The organism is Methanolobus psychrotolerans (assembly GCF_002243045.1).
GTDB lineage: Archaea > Halobacteriota > Methanosarcinia > Methanosarcinales > Methanosarcinaceae > Methanolobus > Methanolobus psychrotolerans.
Genome location: NZ_MBKP01000013.1, coordinates 1 through 17292, shown reverse-complemented (window position 1 = coordinate 17292; position 17292 = coordinate 1). Strand labels below are relative to the sequence as shown.

General features: G+C 40.3%; 13 protein-coding genes. 4 read left to right on the top strand and 9 right to left on the bottom strand.

Translation table 11 applies throughout. The annotated features are described in order from the left end of the window. Window positions 1-167: 167 nt before the first annotated feature. The 4 genes from BB781_RS06390 (at window position 168) to mtaB (ending at window position 5972) form a co-directional block, all read left to right on the top strand. Window positions 168-1790 carry a methylamine methyltransferase corrinoid protein reductive activase gene (locus tag BB781_RS06390; protein ID WP_094227676.1) on the top strand — a complete coding sequence of 541 codons (1623 nt, stop codon included), beginning with the start codon at window positions 168-170 and terminating at the stop codon, window positions 1788-1790. A gap of 35 nt (window positions 1791-1825) precedes the next feature. After that, window positions 1826-2962, top strand: a complete 1137-nt coding sequence (locus BB781_RS06385; protein WP_094227675.1) for a GTP-binding protein — start codon at window positions 1826-1828, stop codon at window positions 2960-2962. A gap of 849 nt (window positions 2963-3811) precedes the next feature. Continuing rightward, window positions 3812-4573 carry a methanol--corrinoid protein MtaC gene (mtaC, locus tag BB781_RS06380; RefSeq protein ID WP_094227674.1) on the top strand — a complete coding sequence of 254 codons (762 nt, stop codon included), beginning with the start codon at window positions 3812-3814 and terminating at the stop codon, window positions 4571-4573. A gap of 13 nt (window positions 4574-4586) precedes the next feature. Next, window positions 4587-5972, top strand: coding sequence for a methanol--corrinoid protein co-methyltransferase MtaB (gene mtaB, locus BB781_RS06375; RefSeq protein ID WP_094227673.1), 1386 nt, complete (start codon window positions 4587-4589; stop codon window positions 5970-5972). Between the two features lie 332 nt (window positions 5973-6304). Here mtaB and BB781_RS06370 read toward each other — a convergent pair whose 3' ends face one another. From BB781_RS06370 to BB781_RS15955, 9 genes are all read right to left on the bottom strand, one after another. Beyond that, a complete protein-coding gene (locus BB781_RS06370) occupies window positions 6305-8236 on the bottom strand; it encodes a hydantoinase/oxoprolinase N-terminal domain-containing protein (protein ID WP_094227672.1) in 1932 nt (643 codons plus the stop codon). A 129-nt stretch (window positions 8237-8365) separates the two neighbouring features. Beyond that, window positions 8366-9376 (bottom strand): methylcobamide:CoM methyltransferase MtaA, encoded by a 1011-nt coding sequence (gene mtaA / locus BB781_RS06365; RefSeq protein ID WP_094227671.1) that lies wholly within the window; start codon window positions 9374-9376, stop codon window positions 8366-8368. A 256-nt stretch (window positions 9377-9632) separates the two neighbouring features. Beyond that, a complete protein-coding gene (locus BB781_RS06360) occupies window positions 9633-9818 on the bottom strand; it encodes an MM0924 family protein (RefSeq protein ID WP_094227670.1) in 186 nt (61 codons plus the stop codon). Window positions 9819-9929: 111 nt separating this feature from the next. Next, window positions 9930-12761, bottom strand: coding sequence for a DEAD/DEAH box helicase (locus tag BB781_RS06355; protein WP_094227669.1), 2832 nt, complete (start codon window positions 12759-12761; stop codon window positions 9930-9932). After that, window positions 12758-13606, bottom strand: coding sequence for a metallophosphoesterase (locus tag BB781_RS06350; protein WP_094227668.1), 849 nt, complete (start codon window positions 13604-13606; stop codon window positions 12758-12760). The genes BB781_RS06355 and BB781_RS06350 overlap by 4 nt, the downstream gene beginning before the upstream one ends. A 50-nt stretch (window positions 13607-13656) precedes the next feature. Continuing rightward, window positions 13657-14067, bottom strand: a complete 411-nt coding sequence (locus BB781_RS06345; RefSeq protein WP_242492561.1) for a hypothetical protein — start codon at window positions 14065-14067, stop codon at window positions 13657-13659. Between the two features lie 420 nt (window positions 14068-14487). Beyond that, entirely contained in the window at window positions 14488-15099 is a 612-nt protein-coding gene (locus tag BB781_RS06340; protein WP_094227666.1) for a hypothetical protein, read from the bottom strand. 1118 nt (window positions 15100-16217) lie between these two features. Beyond that, window positions 16218-16811 (bottom strand): hypothetical protein, encoded by a 594-nt coding sequence (locus BB781_RS06325; protein ID WP_129582647.1) that lies wholly within the window; start codon window positions 16809-16811, stop codon window positions 16218-16220. A gap of 265 nt (window positions 16812-17076) precedes the next feature. Then, window positions 17077-17292: hypothetical protein (locus BB781_RS15955; protein WP_207205252.1), on the bottom strand; the 216-nt coding region annotated here is incomplete at its 5' end.

Below are 17292 nucleotides of genomic sequence, written 5' to 3'. Positions count from 1 at the left end.
TTCTGGAAGACAGCAAACAGGTACTGTTAAATTACGGCGGTTTTCGAATGTACTTCAATCAGTTTAAATAATGACACAAAGAGAGAAAAAATACCGCAACATATATTTTTAAGTTCGGACACAGATACTGCGTTATTAAAATTTAAAAAGATTTGAAAGGGATTAATATGAAACTTGGAGTTGCAATAGATATAGGAACCAGTGGAATAAGAGCACAGAAAATAGACCTGGAAACCGGTGAGATTCAGAAAACCGTTATTACTCTCCGTAATCCGCTTCCGGGAGCTAATGTAATGGACCATCTGGACTTTGCCATCACTTACGGGCTGAACCTTGCTCAGGGACTGCATGTTAATGCCGTTAAGCACGTTATAGAAACATTGGGAGTAAAACCAGATGAACTGGAAAGAATGGCTATTTGTGGAAACCCGATACAGCTATCAATATTCCAGGGAATCCCGATAGATGACCTTGCCTATGCAGGTGAAAGAAAGAAAGAAAAACTGAACATCAAGGAATCTGACAGAAGTGCACGAATTGTAGACTGTTCTGAGATCAAGGGACTTGAAGTATACCCTAATGCAAAACTTGTAGTACCACCGGCTATCAGACACGAGGTTGGTGCCGATGCACTTGCGCTTATCATCAAATCCGGTTTCCTGGACACAAAGGAAACAGCTATTGCAACTGACTACGGGACCAATGCAGAGATGGCCCTTATTCATGAAGGTACGATCTATACAGGTTCTGCTGCTGCAGGTCCTGCACTTGAAGGCCAGCAGATAAAGTACGGAAACCTTGCATCACCTTTTGTCATATCAGATGTTGAATTTGAGAGTGGGAACATACGCAACTATGTACTTGACGAAGAGATGAACACTGTCAAGGGCAAACTCATAAATCCAAACAATGGAGATATAATCGAAGATGACACTATTAAAGCAAAAGGAATTACAGGAACGGGTGTCATTGCTATCATCGAAGCAGGAATGAAGAATGGAATTATTCAGCTCCCCAAGATCAACACTCCTGACCATATACTCTATTTGCAGGACAAGATTAAGTTCTTTGAGAAAGATGTTGAAGCAGCAGGACTCGCAATGGGTGCCATTCGTGCAGGCCACCTTGCACTTTGTAATGCCGCAGGAATAGAAGTTGCTGATGTTAAGAAAGCATATATGTCCGGTGCTGCGGGCACTTACATGGATGCTATGAAGGCACACCAGGTGGGTATGGTCCCATTTAATGTCGATGAGGTTATTCAGATCGGTAACACATCATTGATAGTTGCAAGGGAGATCCTCCTGGCCGAGGAAAGGCTGTGGGAACTCCAGGAAATTGCCTCAAGGATTGTAAGCAACCACGTTATGTTTGCAACTGACCCTGCATTCAAGGAAGCATACATCCAGGAGATATCATACTGGACCGAAGGAATGCCTTTCAAGATGCTGAAGAAATTCCTTAAGAAGAAAGGACTTCCACAGATAGACCTGCCCGAGAAAACCACAACTGTCACAAAGACTGTGCAAAGGGATATACCCGTACTTGGCCCAGAAGGACTTCAAGTACTAGAGCGCGTCGGTACTTTCCTTACAATGAAAGTAGATTGTCCGGAGTGTGCAAAATGCATTAAGGTCTGTCCAAATGACGCGATTACCATCGATGAGGAAGGTATCGTTATGATCAGTTCAGACCTCTGTGACGGTGCAAACTGCAAGAGATGCATTAACGCATGTCCAAAGGATAAATTCCAGTGGGAGAACCTTAAAGTGCTGGAACAATCAGCATAATCTCCTTATTTATTTTTTTTAAGAAGGTAATTGATATGAAAATACTTGTAGTTGGTGGATTCTTAGGTAGTGGCAAGACATCCACTATTATAAGACTGGGGAAGGAGTTCAGTGAAACTGGTAAGAAAGTTGCTGTCATTGTGAATGAGATTGGTGAAGTCGGTATTGACGGAGATGTCATCTCTAAATATGGGCTGGATATGACAGAACTCACAAGTGGCTGCATTTGCTGTTCACTTAAAGTCAATATGAAAATAACATTGACCATCCTGAAAAGAGATTATAATCCTGACATCGTCCTTATAGAACCCACAGGAATAGCATTCCCTCAGATAATCAAGAATGAAATCAGCCTGATGGATCTGAAGGACACAACCATACAACCCCTTGTCACATTGATAGACGGTAGCAGATTCAAACAGTTGATGAAAGAAGCTAAGAATTTTGCCATGCGCCAAATAATTGATGCAGAGATATTGGGCATCAACAAGATTGATTTGATAGATGAGATACGAATACCCATCATTGAGACTTCTGTACAGCAATTGAATCCAAAGGCAAAGGTCGTCCTGCTTTCTGCATCCAAAGATGATGACCACTGGCATAACTTTGTGAAACTTGCAATGGATGAAGAGATATCCGCCAAAAAGGAAGTTCGCGAGTTGAAAACAACAAGCAAGGATACGCTGGTGATTGATGAAAGAACAGGAGAACCACTTGTTGAGAGTCTTGATTCAATAGAAGCATCTGGTATATCCAGCTACGCTACTGAGTACCTGCTAAACGAGGGGATAAAAACCGAACTTGCACGGGTCGTTGCAAACGAGATAATGGAATCTATAAAATCAAAGGTTATTGAGCTAAGTCCTGAATTTGTAGGACACATCAAGTTGTTCATAGAATCTGATTCCAATACCATAAAGACAAACCTTACAGCATTTGATCAGGACATAACAATGGAGGTCATAGATAGCTTGACCAAGGAAACGCCCAGACTTAAAATATTGTCTGCCGCATCAAGCATCGATCGTGAAAAGCTTGTACAAATCGTAAATGAGACTATTTCATACAAACTGGATGCCCAGATGATTAAATTCACGCACAACAAACCACATGGACATAATCATGATCATGGTAACCAAAAACCAATTGACCTAATCAATAACAATTGATTAGTATGCAGCTTTAATCTAATAAAGCCTGCACTTCCTTTTTTTATTAAAATTTGTGTTCTCTGAGCAGATTGTTTACAATACATGTGATCAAAAAAATTAAACACATCATTTGTATCTGCGTGAAATCTCCTTGAAATAATACGTTATATAAGTGTAACGCATATGTAAGCTAAACCGAAACAGACGATAAAAATAACTGAAGATGTAATGTATACTTCGACTTTTGACGATACTTAAATCGAACGGTTAACAATTAATAAAAAAAATAGAGAATGATCTAAAAATTATGAAAAAAAAAGGATGATCACACTAACTGTACTAAATAATTGTAAAGAATTGTAGAAAAGAAACTCAAGTTAAATAAATATATTTTTTATTTGATTCATTAAGAAATAACAAGCAAAGTTTAGTTAGAGACTTAAAAACGACAAAAAAGACAGTTGTATTTAAAGTTAACCGATACATTCGTGCTTTTTTGATATGAATTTATGAATAAATACAAAAAGAAGGGTGCATACTGTATAAATATAATCAGATACTAAAGAGAGAATACCTAGCTAAAACATAAAACAGTGAGTACTGTATAAAAACATACGTTCGTGATATATATCACTATTATTATAAATTGATAAAACCGCTATGTTTATATAGCTGTCCCGAATAAGTGGTTATGTGGAAAGATGAAGTTAACGAATGACTAAAGATTGTTAGCAAACGGTTGTGGAGACTTTTGCTGCATCGTTCAAAGTTATGAGTTAACAGAGATCCATCTGCTGCTTAGCAACATACTTCGTTTGAATGTATGAAGTGGCAGGAAGGAATCTAGATCTAAGGAGGTAGAATTAGATGGATATAGACCCAAGTAAAATATTAATTAGGTACAATGTGCAGAAAGAAAAAGCACAGACACCTGAAGACATGGCAGCTGAGATGTACCCAAAAGCAGAACCAGCAAGAACAATCTGTGCTGCAATCTTTGAGGGAGAAGAAGACGACGTTATCGAAGGTCTTGAGAAGGCAATCGAAGGCGGAGCAGATGCAATAAAACTCATCGACGATGTGCTGATGGTCGGAATGAAGATCGTCACTGACATGTACGACCAGGGTGTAATTTTCCTGCCAAACGTTATGATGTCAGCAGATGCAATGTTAGAAGGTATCGAATTCTGTAAAGAACAGGGCGGATCTGCACCTAAACCAAAAGGAAAGGTTGTCTGCCACGTAGCAGAAGGTGACGTACACGACATCGGTAAGACCATTGTAGCAGCACTCCTCAGAGCAGCTGGCTTTGAAGTAGTTGACCTTGGACGTGACTGCCCAGTTGATGAAGTTATCGCAGCTGTAAAGAAGGAAAGCCCAATGATGCTTACTGGTACAGCATTGATGACAACAACAATGTATGCATTCAAGGAAGTCAATGACAGGCTCCTCGAGTCAGGTATCAAGATACCATTCCAGTGCGGTGGCGGAGCAGTAAACCAGGACTTCGTAACCACATACGAACTCGGAGTATATGGTGAAGAAGCAGCAGATGCACCAAAGATGGCAAATGCAATACTTGCAGGAAAAGGTCTTGCACAGCTGAAGGAGACCTTCCACAAACACTAAGGAGATGAGTCAAATGGTAAAAAGATACACATCAATGGCATACAAAGCTGCTGACGACATGATTTTCGGTAAGTCAATTTACCCAGTCAAAGCAGAACTCGGATTAGAAGTTGGTGCTGGATACGTAACAGCAGAAGTTAACTATGCACCAAGACCAGAAGCAGGTGTCTCCAAGGAGAAACTCGTTTCCGAATACCGCAGACTTACAACCGACATCATGGCAAGAGCTGTACAGGTCGGTTTCCCAGCAGTATCACTTGAGACAGAGCACGTAGAGCAGATGACCAACAACCCAACCTGGGGAGGAGAAATCGCTCACGTACAGAAGACAATTCTCGAAGAATACCACGAAGAATACGGAATCAAAACTGCTCTCAGGCACACCCCTGGTGACGTCCGTGAAAACCGTGACCTTCTTGCACTGATCGGTGACAAGTACGATGTACTCATGGAATCCTTTGAAGCAGTAGCAGACGGAGGAGCAGACTTCCTGTCCATCGAAACAATGGGCGGCAAGGAAATCCTCGACTACGCAATTCTCAGGAACGACATCCCTGGTCTCGTATACTCAATTGGCTGCCTCGGTTCAATTGACATGACCATGATCTGGTCAGACATCAGGAAGATCGCAGACAAGAAAGGCAGAATTGCAGCTGGTGACACAGACTGTGCACAGGCAAACACCGCAATGTTCATTGCTGGTGGTCTCCTCGACAAGAACCTTGCACACACCATTGCAATCATTGCAAGAGCAATTTCCGCACCAAGGACACTCGCCGGATATGAAGCAGGTGCCCAGGGCCCAGGAAAAGACTGTGGATACGAGAACACAATCGTAAAGTCCATCACAGGATGTCCAATCGCTCAGGAAGGAAAGACCTCAACCTGTGCTCACTCTGACGTAATGGGTAACCTCGTCATGCAGTGCTGTGACCTTTGGTCAAACGAGTCCGTAGAATACCACGGTGAATTCGGTGGTACATCTGTCCAGTGCTGGTCAGAGACCCTTAACTACGATGCAGCAATGCTTAACGTAGCAACAGAGACCGGAAACGCAAAGCTCCTCCGTGACATGCTCGTACTCTCTGACAAATACAGAGACCCACAGGGATACGTCCTTGCATACGACAACGCATACAAGGTAGGACAGGCAATCGTAAAGAACGGTGACGACCTCTACCTCCGTGCAAAGAACGCAGCAATATCCTGTGTCGACATACTCAACGCAGCAGACAGCAAGAAACTCATCATGTCCAAGTTCGAGAAGAATGCACTTGCAGATGCAAAGGCAGCACTCGATGCAATGACAGATGAATCTGAAACATTCATGAGCGACTGTCTTGAGAAGTACAAGGCAGAAGTTGCAGTATTCAGACCAGACGCAAACTACAAGTTCTAAATCTAGAACTTGTTCTTTTTTTCTTTTTATTATATAATATAATGATTCCGTAGTTTTAAGTATATCTTATTTTAGGGTTTTTATAAAAAATAAGAATCGGCTCTGTAGAGCTTTTTATTTATATATATGTATATATATATGTGTGTGTGTATGTGTATTCTTATACATTATATTAAACCTAAGATACTCACTCCCAAATTATTGAGTAATATTAGAATTTATTAGTAAGTAAATAGATAAACACAGATAAAATCCATACCTACGTTTATCGGTAACTCAAAATATACAGATCAATAAGATTTTTCTGCATAATAAAACAATGGAGTGAAGAGTTATATATTGAATTTTTTAGGATAACCTACACCCATGATTATAATTGTGGTTTCAAGAGGATCATGTTTCCAATCTTCCGGCGAGAAGGTCTTTTTTGTAGTATTAATATCAATATTATCCTTACTTACACCACATTCACCCATGTAATCAAAAACCAGTTTCACACCATGCTCTTTAGCATATTCCACTGCTTCATGATATTTCTCAAAACTATTTCTTCCATCCGGAGAAAATACCAGATAACCCCCATCAGGGTCTGCAACCGAAATTGGCCTTATAATTAGCTCGACTCTTTTAATGCCTTTACCAAAGAGGGCCCCTGCAGCATTCCCAACCTCCGCATGCTCAGGAATGATTATATCTGCATCGATTATATCTGCCATATTCTCCCGATAAGCAGCAACCGGGCCACCAAGCAAAACAACAGGAATGTCCACCTTAAATCTTGCATTAAATTGTCCCTCAACAATTTTTCTGATTCCTGAAACATCAATACCTGGTAAAATATAAGACATTAAGTTGAAAGCCATATTCCGGGCTACAACATCCTTGACTTTATTACAAAATTCAAGGCCCTCCATACCATTAAGTTTTCCAAGCTTTTCAGCTCCTGCTTTTGATGCCTCAATATCCCAAAAAGTATAGTCCCCAACTACATGGAGAGCATCAGTAGGCGTGAAACCAATTGCCTGAATAAGCCTTTTTTGAATAAGGGAATCAAGAACAATAGTAGAAGGAACTTTTTTTGACAGCTTTGAGATCTCATCGAGGCTCATCGGCTCATTGCCAATTGTATTGAATACCTCATTTTCCGACTCATCAAGACTACCAGGTTCAAAACCAGACCGCATAAAAAATTTAGTCGGCTGGACATTCCTATCAAGGACGCTTCTCAAAGGAATCCTGCTGGTTTGTAATTTCTCCAGAAAGCCCGGATATTTAGAAGAAGCAAGACAAAGAGGAATAACTCTCCTTGGGCCTATGTGTATTGACTTAGAACACGTCCATACATGACTGTCCCCCCCCATGGCAGAAGTTTCCATCCTTGTTGCACGAACCTTGGTTTTCCATCCACCAACAATTGCACCTGTCTCAGATAACTCCGGTATTCCTCCTATTATTGCAGAAACATCTGTGCTTGTCCCACCAACATCAACTACTGCACATGTTTTTAGACCGGAAAGGAAAGAAGCTCCCACAAGACTTGCAGCAGGACCGGAAAAAATAGTTTCCACAGGTTTATCCAGTGCGTCTTTGAGACCTACAACAGTACCATCACACTTCAGCATCAGTAATCTGGCATTTATATCTCTTCTTTTTATCTCATCCATAACAGAACGGATGAATTTATGAGTGATAGGAAGTAACTGGGCATTTAAAGAAGCAGTGACTGCCCGCTCATATGCACCGAGATCCTGGGACAGTTCATGACCACAGACCACTGGCAATCCGGTCAGTTCATGTATGACCCCAGTAATAGCCAGCTCATGTTCAGGATTTCGAATACTAAAAACAGAAGAAACTGCAAATGCAGCAACATCGTCTTTGAACTTTTCAACAAATTTCCTGACAGCATTGATATCTGGTTTTTCAATTTCTTCACCGCTGTAACCATGACCACCGGAAATTGAAAGCACATATCTTGCGGGAAACTCACCCTTAGTAGGATGCTCACCCACCAGAATCAATGCCACAGGACTTCCAGTACCTTCAAGTACAGTGTTGGTAGCAAGAGTCGTGGAAACAGACACAAGAGTTATGTCTTTATAGTATTTTGGATCTATCCCTTCAATCGCATTCCTGATGCCCACAACAAGATCGGGATATGTTGTAAGTGCTTTACTTGAGCCCAGTACAGAACCATCCGAATCCCTTACCAGAATAGCATCCGTATACGTACCACCTGCATCAATTCCAAGACTAAAGTGCATATAAACGCTCCATTTTAATTTTATATAAATAATTACAACAATAAGAAAGTTACCTCAAAAACAAAGAACAAATCCAAAAAAAGATGTTACAGGGCCATAGTAAAACTATGGCATACCTGTGTAAAAATTTTATGCGTAGAATTCGTCTCTTGCTTCGACCATTGCCTTAATGTTTGCAACTGGAGTGTCAGGTGCAATCCCGCAGCCTGGTGCGAGGACATCGACGCCGTCTTCAAGAGCCTTTGTTGCATCTGCCTTGACCTTTGCTTCGTCGCCTGCAAGAAGTGTGAAGGGGCTTGAAACGTTACCGCAGATTGTTACCTTTCCAGCAACCTTTGCCTTTGCACCTTTAAGGTCCTTTACCTTCTCTTCAATGCTGATTGATGGGAAGTGGCAGTCTGCCATCATTTCAAGGATGGGTGAAACATCGCCACAAACGTGGAGAATCATTGGGCCCTTGACACCATCTGCAAATTTCTGAAGGAATGGCTTGAGCTGCTTGTCGAATGTATCAGGTGACATGAGGTCAGGTGATGCTACTGGGTCTGGTACACTGACAACGTCTGCTCCTGCTGCGAAGAGTGCGTTTGCGTACTCGATACATGCATCACATGCGAAGTCAAGAATTGTATTGAAGTCTTCTGGTGCCTTGATGGACCATTTCATGAACTTCTTTACGCTTGCAAGGTCAGATGCAAGGGTTACGGGGCCTTCCATACCTGCAATTATAGGTACTTCATCTCCTACCTTATCTCTGATGAGCTTCATTGCTTCAAGTACAACAGGAATTCTGCCTATTGTAAGGAGATTCTCTGGCATCTTAAGGTCCTCTACGCCCTTTGGATATGGGTGATCGGTAACTGAAGGCTGCCTGTTCTTTGTACCCATGTTGACTGTACAGCCCATTGCTTCTGCAAGTACTGTAAGACAGTATGGAGCCCTTACACCTTCAAGACCACATACTTCGTATGATGCGATTGCAAGATCTGCCATCTTCTGTGCGTCACTGTGTGCCTCTGGCCATGCTGCGCCTGTCATGTCCATGAGCTCAACAATAGCGGACTGAGTAACGGTCAGAACTGGAACTTTGTCGACTTCTTCACCTTTTAATGCTTTGAGTAATCTTTCTTTCATGTTCATAATGAATCCTTCTCTGTTGAGTAGATTTTAATCACCCTGATTTGAGTTACATCAGATATAAAACTATTGGATTAAAGCAGAGAAGAACATAAAAAAAGAAAAAAGAGAAGTAATGAGCATGATAAGGCATGTTCACATATATTGGCAGAAACAAAATAACACAAAAATGTTTAAATATAAATATTAATAAGTATCTTACAAATTTAAAGAAAAAACTTGCCGGAAATTCCGAATACAAGTTAAACCTACTTTCCACTTATTTTTTACCATCGCTCCAGATTGCTATGATCTTGTCAATGGAAATATGCGTATACATATCATTGTCCTTGATCGTCAGTACCCCATCGGCACATGCTTCAACAAACCCGTAGAACCTGTCAGGTCCACCACAATAAATATCGATCTTCTTGTTCAGGTAATGTTCAACTATAAATGATTGCATTTTCAGCCCCCTAGCCTGTTTAGTATCGATCAAAAATTCTTACCATATAAAATTTGTACTTGTTTTTATATTAAGATTATCTACCCAAATAGCCTTACACATAATAGTACATCAGCTCCAGAATTTCTTATTCTTTGCATAATTCCTTTCAGCAATCAGTATATCACGATAGAAAGCTTCCTCATCATGACGCATTTTTTGTATCACCCTGGTTGCCATTTCTGGCCCGACACCTCTGCTTGCAAGCGCTATCACTGCCATTTTCCTATGAGTCATCACAATATTCGCATTCCTGTAAACCTTCCGTATACGTTTTATATCCTCTGCAGAAGTGGCGCTACCCTGCTTCTTCACAAGCTTGATCTCTTCTTCTTCCCATGGTTTCAGGGCGGCCACCATTCCCGAATCACACACCGGACATATAATATTTTCAGGAACATTCTTAACCTGTCTTTTTGATGTCCACTTCTTGCAATGAACACAAAAAAGTATCACATTATCATTCATGATACGTTCCTTCAGCGCCATCACAATTGACCTGTCAGCCTTTTCAGGAGCAACAAGGTCACGTTTCATAGAAAAGCCGGAACGACCGATAGGTGTTGAAGTGCTGACAACAAGATGAATATCCCCGGCAGCCAATTTAGTAAGGATATCCGTGACCTTTTTAACATCCAGCATATCGTGAAATATCTCCCTTATGACCTCATCGTACATTGCAGTATCACGATATATCTCAAGAAGTTTCTTCATGCTTATCCTGTCATAATCCAGATCCTTGCTCAGAGCACCAAACTTCCGGGCAACATGCACCATTTTCCACTTCATCAGGGAAGTATTCTTCAAAGTCATCTCAATGATAGGCTCGATATGCTCAGGCTGTATATCCCTCAGAAGGGTTTCGATCTCCTTTGCCTTTATCCTGCGTGGAAGTGTCAGTCGTATCCTGTAAGGGTCTATCTCCTGTGCAACGCTGCTTCCATATCTTGCAGCAAGCAGGGAAGTGAGAACTTTTGCCAGCGTTTCATTTGCATTATGTCCAAGGCAAACGTTAATAAGAACAGCGTCGCCATCGTTCTCAATAACGAACATATGCTGATCAGGTAGCGGATAACCCCCTTCAACATGCTCCCTCAGTATTGTAAGCAATTCAATCAGATCTTCGGAATCGATAGGATAAACAGAGGACACCTCTTTTGCTATGAAATCATCTTCTTTTTCCTCATGGATCATACCTGCGACAAAGGAACGAATACTGGCTACTTCCTGAGCAACCTCAAACGGTACAGGTATCTCCTCACCGACCCAGCTTGGTATCTCCCCCATACCCCTTACAGGTTCCACTTTGATCCTGTTGCGGTCACTGACCATCTCAATGACCCTCCACATGTCACCTTTAGTAATAAACACAGCTCCGGGGGTTGCAAAATTAATAACAAAAGCCTCATCAAGCACACCCACCGGCCTGCCGGTGACAATATCAAATATCTCATACTTCCTCTCATCCGGTATCATAGAGAGGTTCTCATAATAGTATTGCCAGCTTTTTTTTCTGCGGCTTATTGAATCTGAACCTTCTTCCTGCCAGACCATCCGATAATCCGCTATCTGGCTGATAACCTTCCTGAGCACTTCTATTCGCAGGTCTTTGAAAGGATATGCACGTTTCAGGATACTGTGTATCCAGTCAATCCCGATCTCTCCGAAATCAAGCACCATTCCTGAAAGCTGGTTGGCTATCACATCAAGGGAATTCATATGCGGAGATATCGACTCAACCTTCCCGTCCATGGCCAGCCTGCAAATTGCCATACTCTCGACAACATCATCTGCATCCATGGCAATTATAGTACCCCTGGAGATCTCATGTATCCTGTGCCCTGCACGACCTACACGTTGCAGGAGCCTTGAAACCTGACGAGGGGAACCATACTGTACCACATGGTCAACGTTTCCAATATCAATACCAAGTTCCATTGATGAAGTACATATAAGACCACGAATGTCTCCGTTCTTGAATGATTCCTCTGCCTCTATACGTGAATCCACTGAGAGAGAACCATGATGAACACCAACCGGAAGCTCCAGCATATTAAAACCCGCTGCAAGTGCTTCAGCACTTTGTCTCGTATTTACAAAAACAAGAGTTGAAACATTATCCATGACAATGTCCCTGACACAACGAATATGTGCAGCGAAGTTCACATCACATGCCAGCCTCTTTGAAATTTCCACATCCTCATCGGTGACCTGTGGGCTCATTACCCTGAATTCCAGAAGTTTTAGCAGGGAAACTGAAACAATGGAAACATCCCTGTCAGTTCCTGCAAGGAACTTCGCAACCTCCTCAGGATTGCCAACTGTTGCCGAAAGACCAATCCTCTGGAACTCGCCTGCAAGTTCCACAAGCCTTTCAAGACCCACTGCAAGCTGGGTACCTCTCTTTGAAGAGGCCATCTCATGGATCTCATCCACAACAACATGGGTAACTGATTCCAGATTCTTCCGCAGGCGTGACCCCGTGAACATTGCCTGCAAGGTCTCGGGAGTCGTTATCAGGAAATCAGGCGGCTTGCGGGATTGTTTCTGCCTCTCATACTGGGAAGTATCCCCATGCCTCACCTGCACATCAATTCCAAGTTCCTTTCCCCACCACTGGATACGTGAGAGCATATCACGGTTGAGCGCCCTGAGTGGAGTTATATAAAGGGCAGAGATCCCTTTTCTCTGCTCCTCTGTCTTGGAGAGTATACTATTAAATATAGGAAGGACTGCGGATTCAGTCTTACCCGACCCTGTAGGAGCAATAAGGAATGTATGATCGCCTTTCAGGATATATGGAAATGCCTTTTCCTGAGGTTCAGTGGGAGCCTTAAAACCCTGCTTTTCAAGGGAATCCTGTATCCTCTGATCAAATAAATCAAAAAGATTGCCAAAACTCATTTTTTAGTCCCCTTGCGTTTTCTTTTAGAAGGACGCATCCTGCTCTCTTCCAGTTTCCTTATGTTCTTTAATTTCCCGAGTTTTGTCCCGTCAAGAAGATAGGCTTCTGCATTGTCGATATCAACGCTCTTTGAAGAGAACAAAGGTCCGAGAAGGTCATCATGAAGTGATTCATTGAAAGCAACGCCACCACATAATTCATTGAACGACGGTACGACTATAAGCTCAGGGTCACCCCAGTTACCATTTTCCTCCTTCAGGTCCAGGCTTGCAAAATGCTCCCTCAGCACCTGAAGGTTAAGGTGTGTCCTTATCCAGCTTTGCTCCACTGTGGCATATCCCAGGGAATCGGTGAAACGGATAGTTGGATGATTGTGGGCAGCGATCATGTATTTTGCTGCAAGCAGAGCCGGGTCAGGCCATGTATGCCCGTGGAAATAACCCACGCCCTCAATAACAGAACCACGCACCGGATGAATGTTTATATTCTTCCCCTCAGGCAGCAGGAATTCGATACCACCATCATGGTTTCCCGGGAAAATGTCCACTGTTGCATGATCACAGAGCGCTGAAAGAAAATAGGGGATCTCATCTCGTTCCTGCCAGGATATCTGGGGCACATTATGTTTCACATCACCCAGCAGGATTATCCTGTCAGGAGATACTTTTTCAATGTATCCGAGAATCCGCTCAAGACCGTGTTTCATGCGGCTTGGAATGGAAAAACCACTCCTGTACAGATCCCACTCTATCCCCAGGTGTATATCGGCAATTACCAATGCCTTTGTCTCATTGCTTACTACAATTGCAGGTTCATCGAAAAGCGGGTCTATCTCGATTGTCATTTTAACTGTTAAATAATCAGTCTTTTTTTAGCTGTTTCTTCAGCCGTTTTTCAGTCCTTTTTCTCAGCCATGCTGTCTATCTTTTTTGATATCTCATTTACAGCATTTTTCAGTTCTGATAGCTCACTCTCGATCTCAAGCACCTTATTGAACAGAGGACTTCTGTCATCCTTAATAGCCTGTTCCTGTGCAAAGCGCTGCTTGCTTGGGAAAACGTAAACGTAGGTCAGCCACATGCCTATGAATGCCGCAATGAATAATGCTGCAAGGAAGAAGAGATAATGGGGAAATAACTGCCTCATGAAACTGTCCCCGGAACTATAGTACTGGAGCCTTGTTATCATCAGGAAATTCAGCAGGGAGAAAAGGAACATAGTCTCTCCCACGATTATCAGCAACCCGCCAACTTTTGTTGACATTTTTCGCTGCTTTGGGACTATTCTATCAACTATGGAACTCATTCTAGTAAATATGGCATTTATATGATATTTAAATTGTGTAGTGTGAGAAGAGTTGACATTATAGGAGAGAAATACAGAAATACCTAAGAGATATCATTTTACGCTATAATAGATAGCTATTCAATTCTTGACAGGACACAATCATTTAACCATGCCGGGATAGGATGTTCTTTTGACAGGACAAGAGAGCGAACTCGGTGATCTTTTGGTGTATTTTGATTTCATCGGGATAATTAAGAGCACACGGATTAACAAGTAAAGGAAGGTCAGATCATGAAAACGGTATGCTATTTCTTCAAGAAGAGCACAGTTGTGAAATCACTAAACTCAAATGTTTGAGGGTGCCAGTGACATAAGCGAATTATCATATATTCATCCACATGACATTCATTTACGTTCAACATGCGGGATTATATGCTTTTAGCTTTCGACTGTGTATGTGATTTTAGTTTCTTCTTGAATGTTCTTAATGAGGTTCATTCCTGCAAGAAATGTACCAATATGCAATTTACTCTTGAAAGTGACCTTTGATTTGATGTAATTATCAGTTAATCTTGAAGGCGAAGCTATCAAAGCTTCAGAAATGAAGGCCATGTTTTCAATTTCGATCCAAGGTTTTGCATATATTATCATCATGGGTGGTTCGTCGATGTCTCTGAATCCCTTCATTTTTTTATGGTTAATTACTATGTTTCCACAGACACAATAGTCTTTTGAATTTTTGTATCTGTTTATTTCCAATATATCACTGACATCTTTTCCAATAACCTCTCCTTGATATGTGATCTTTAAGTTATCTTTTGGCCAGTCATATTCTCTATTTGTTATAAAAGCTATTAATATCTCTGCCTGAAGGACTCTCTTGACACCTATATTGTTTTTTCTACCAAAATATCGCGAGTTCATTTGCTCATCTTCTTCTTCGAGTTTTCTTATTTGTCCGATATCCTGTTCGTTAAGAAGAAAAGCATTTTCGACTCCTTTTGTAACGCGAAGCATGTCTATGGCTTTTTTAGCTATCAATGAACGCAAAACATCCCTCCTTATGTTGCTGCTTTAAATGAAACTGATCCAAAAGTATTGATATTGATAGTTTAGAATATAGTTCGGAGCACATACAGTAGTTATAATCATAATGTCCCAACTGATCATATTCAATACTTAGAAAATTCAATGATGTGTTAAAAGGGAGTTAGCTGCCAATATCAGCAACTGTTCTGTCAATAGTTTCATAGATGATTTCAATTTTGGGTTCAACCAGAAATCGAATGATGTTTATAAGCCGATAGTTGAACCCGAGTTCTCTTTTGTAAATATAGGTGTTCCAAAACAGCCCATTTTTGTGTAGCTCATAGCCGAAACCTCTATAATCTGTAATTTGACAAATCATTTTTAAGCCTCTTTCTAAACTCTAGAACTAGTAATGTAATTATAGATAATAAAAATTAAGGTTATACTAATAGTTGTTAGTTTAAATGATTATGTAATGTGCCCATTTAGCTGTTAAAATCACGTTCTGCAGAAATCTCTGAAACAGTTGGTTATACGATATGACAAATGCAAGGATTGGTGATGGCAGAGCCCGGGTAAATGACCTAAACCACCAAGTAAATGTATAAAACAAATAATATGAGTTAATAGTTGTGTTGATGTTTGATTTATTGGAGAGAATAAAAGATAGAATGAATGTATTGATATACATTCATGATCCCGGTGTAAACGAAGCGCTTGATACTTTAGTGATAAATGATGACAGATATGAGTGAGTGAAAATGAGTGAATACGAATTACCCGACATTCAAGAAAAAGCCCTGGATAATTGAATAACGGCAAATATACTCCCACAAAAAACACCAGAGAAGGCTTACGCCAGTTATGCGCTTAAACTTCTTTTTGAGGAATCACCAGATGGTTCCTTTATCACGAATAAGCAGTTTAAAGAAGCGATGGTCAGATGTGGATTCTCACCTGTAAATAAAAATAAATTAAATTGGGATTTCCGTGTTTCCCTAAAATCTCCAGAGTTTAAAAAATCTAAATGAGGACGTAGAGCTAAGATATGTTGAATGAGCTTATCCAATTTCGCCAAGTGAAGGAAATAACCACCGGAATCCCATAATAAATCAAGCTTTGGAAGAGGAGATGCCATATTAATAATCTAATACCTCAATGAATATAATATTAATCCACGGGATTGCTACTGTTTTATTAGGGTCTTCTTCAAGTATAATTACATTTTTGTCATGAACTGTTATAATTTTTCCTTCTATTTTTTTTGAAGATGTGCTTATTGTTACATACGGATAACCTTTTTTATAGAATTCTGATATATTATTTTCTGCTGTTTTTTTAGCATTTATAACTTTACTATACGACAATTTAATACAAAAATAACTTACCAGAAATCCACCAATGAAGAAAGGAACTAAGAAAAAAAGGTCATAAGTAAGTTCTGAAAATATAAATTCTGGGATAATTGATTTAATGATATATATAAAAATTAAAAATATAGATATGAATATAGCACCTGCTAAAATGCATAATGTGTATAATAATCCTTTAGATTTCCGTGATACAGATTGACCAGGAATAACGTTTAATTTCACATGCTTATATATAATGTACCAAAAAATTGCTAGTAAGAATATAGTCAAATTAAAATAAGCTGCATCGATTAATTTTCCATTTATTCCAACATAGGGATCAATGTCAAAATAAAATAAAGAGAAGTTGTTTGTACTCATAAATACTAAGGTTTTAATTATGTAAATCATAACAAAATTGAAATATATATATCCTAAAAACCACCCGGTAAAAAAGTGTGATATTGCATATCGGTTGATACTTTCTATTCGACCTACTTCTGATAATACATTATAAATAGCATCATTCTTTTTGAAAAACCCGAAATACTTATTTTTTTCATATTGAATATTTACAAGATAATTCAGATTGGTTGCCACAATTCCAATCAATGTAGATACTATTATTATTAAACCTTAACTCTGCTCATTTAGGGAATAACCCAAGATTTAACTTCTTTCCTAAATCCTCTACCTTTTTTGGTACTTCAGTCAACATCATCTGTCCATCAATATCCATCATATAGACTTTACCGAACATTTCAATTAAATCCCTTGGAGAATACTTCTTTGTAAGGGAGGCATTGCGTATGCAATTCTCAATTTTTGCATATCCATAAAGTGATAGGAACGAAATGAACAA

Excerpts from the sequence above, each read along its gene's own strand:
- BB781_RS06345 (WP_242492561.1), bottom strand. The coding sequence starts at position 14,067 with ATGAGTTCCATAGTTGATAGAATAGTCCCAAAGCAGCGAAAAATGTCA.
- mtaB (WP_094227673.1), top strand. The coding sequence starts at position 4,587 with ATGGTAAAAAGATACACATCAATGGCATACAAAGCTGCTGACGACATG.
- BB781_RS06360 (WP_094227670.1), bottom strand. The coding sequence starts at position 9,818 with ATGCAATCATTTATAGTTGAACATTACCTGAACAAGAAGATCGATATT.
- mtaC (WP_094227674.1), top strand. The coding sequence starts at position 3,812 with ATGGATATAGACCCAAGTAAAATATTAATTAGGTACAATGTGCAGAAA.
- BB781_RS06350 (WP_094227668.1), bottom strand. The coding sequence starts at position 13,606 with ATGACAATCGAGATAGACCCGCTTTTCGATGAACCTGCAATTGTAGTA.
- BB781_RS06390 (WP_094227676.1), top strand. The coding sequence starts at position 168 with ATGAAACTTGGAGTTGCAATAGATATAGGAACCAGTGGAATAAGAGCA.
- BB781_RS06385 (WP_094227675.1), top strand. The coding sequence starts at position 1,826 with ATGAAAATACTTGTAGTTGGTGGATTCTTAGGTAGTGGCAAGACATCC.
- BB781_RS06325 (WP_129582647.1), bottom strand. The coding sequence starts at position 16,811 with ATGAGTACAAACAACTTCTCTTTATTTTATTTTGACATTGATCCCTAT.
- BB781_RS06370 (WP_094227672.1), bottom strand. The coding sequence starts at position 8,236 with ATGCACTTTAGTCTTGGAATTGATGCAGGTGGTACGTATACGGATGCT.
- BB781_RS06355 (WP_094227669.1), bottom strand. The coding sequence starts at position 12,761 with ATGAGTTTTGGCAATCTTTTTGATTTATTTGATCAGAGGATACAGGAT.
- mtaA (WP_094227671.1), bottom strand. The coding sequence starts at position 9,376 with ATGAACATGAAAGAAAGATTACTCAAAGCATTAAAAGGTGAAGAAGTC.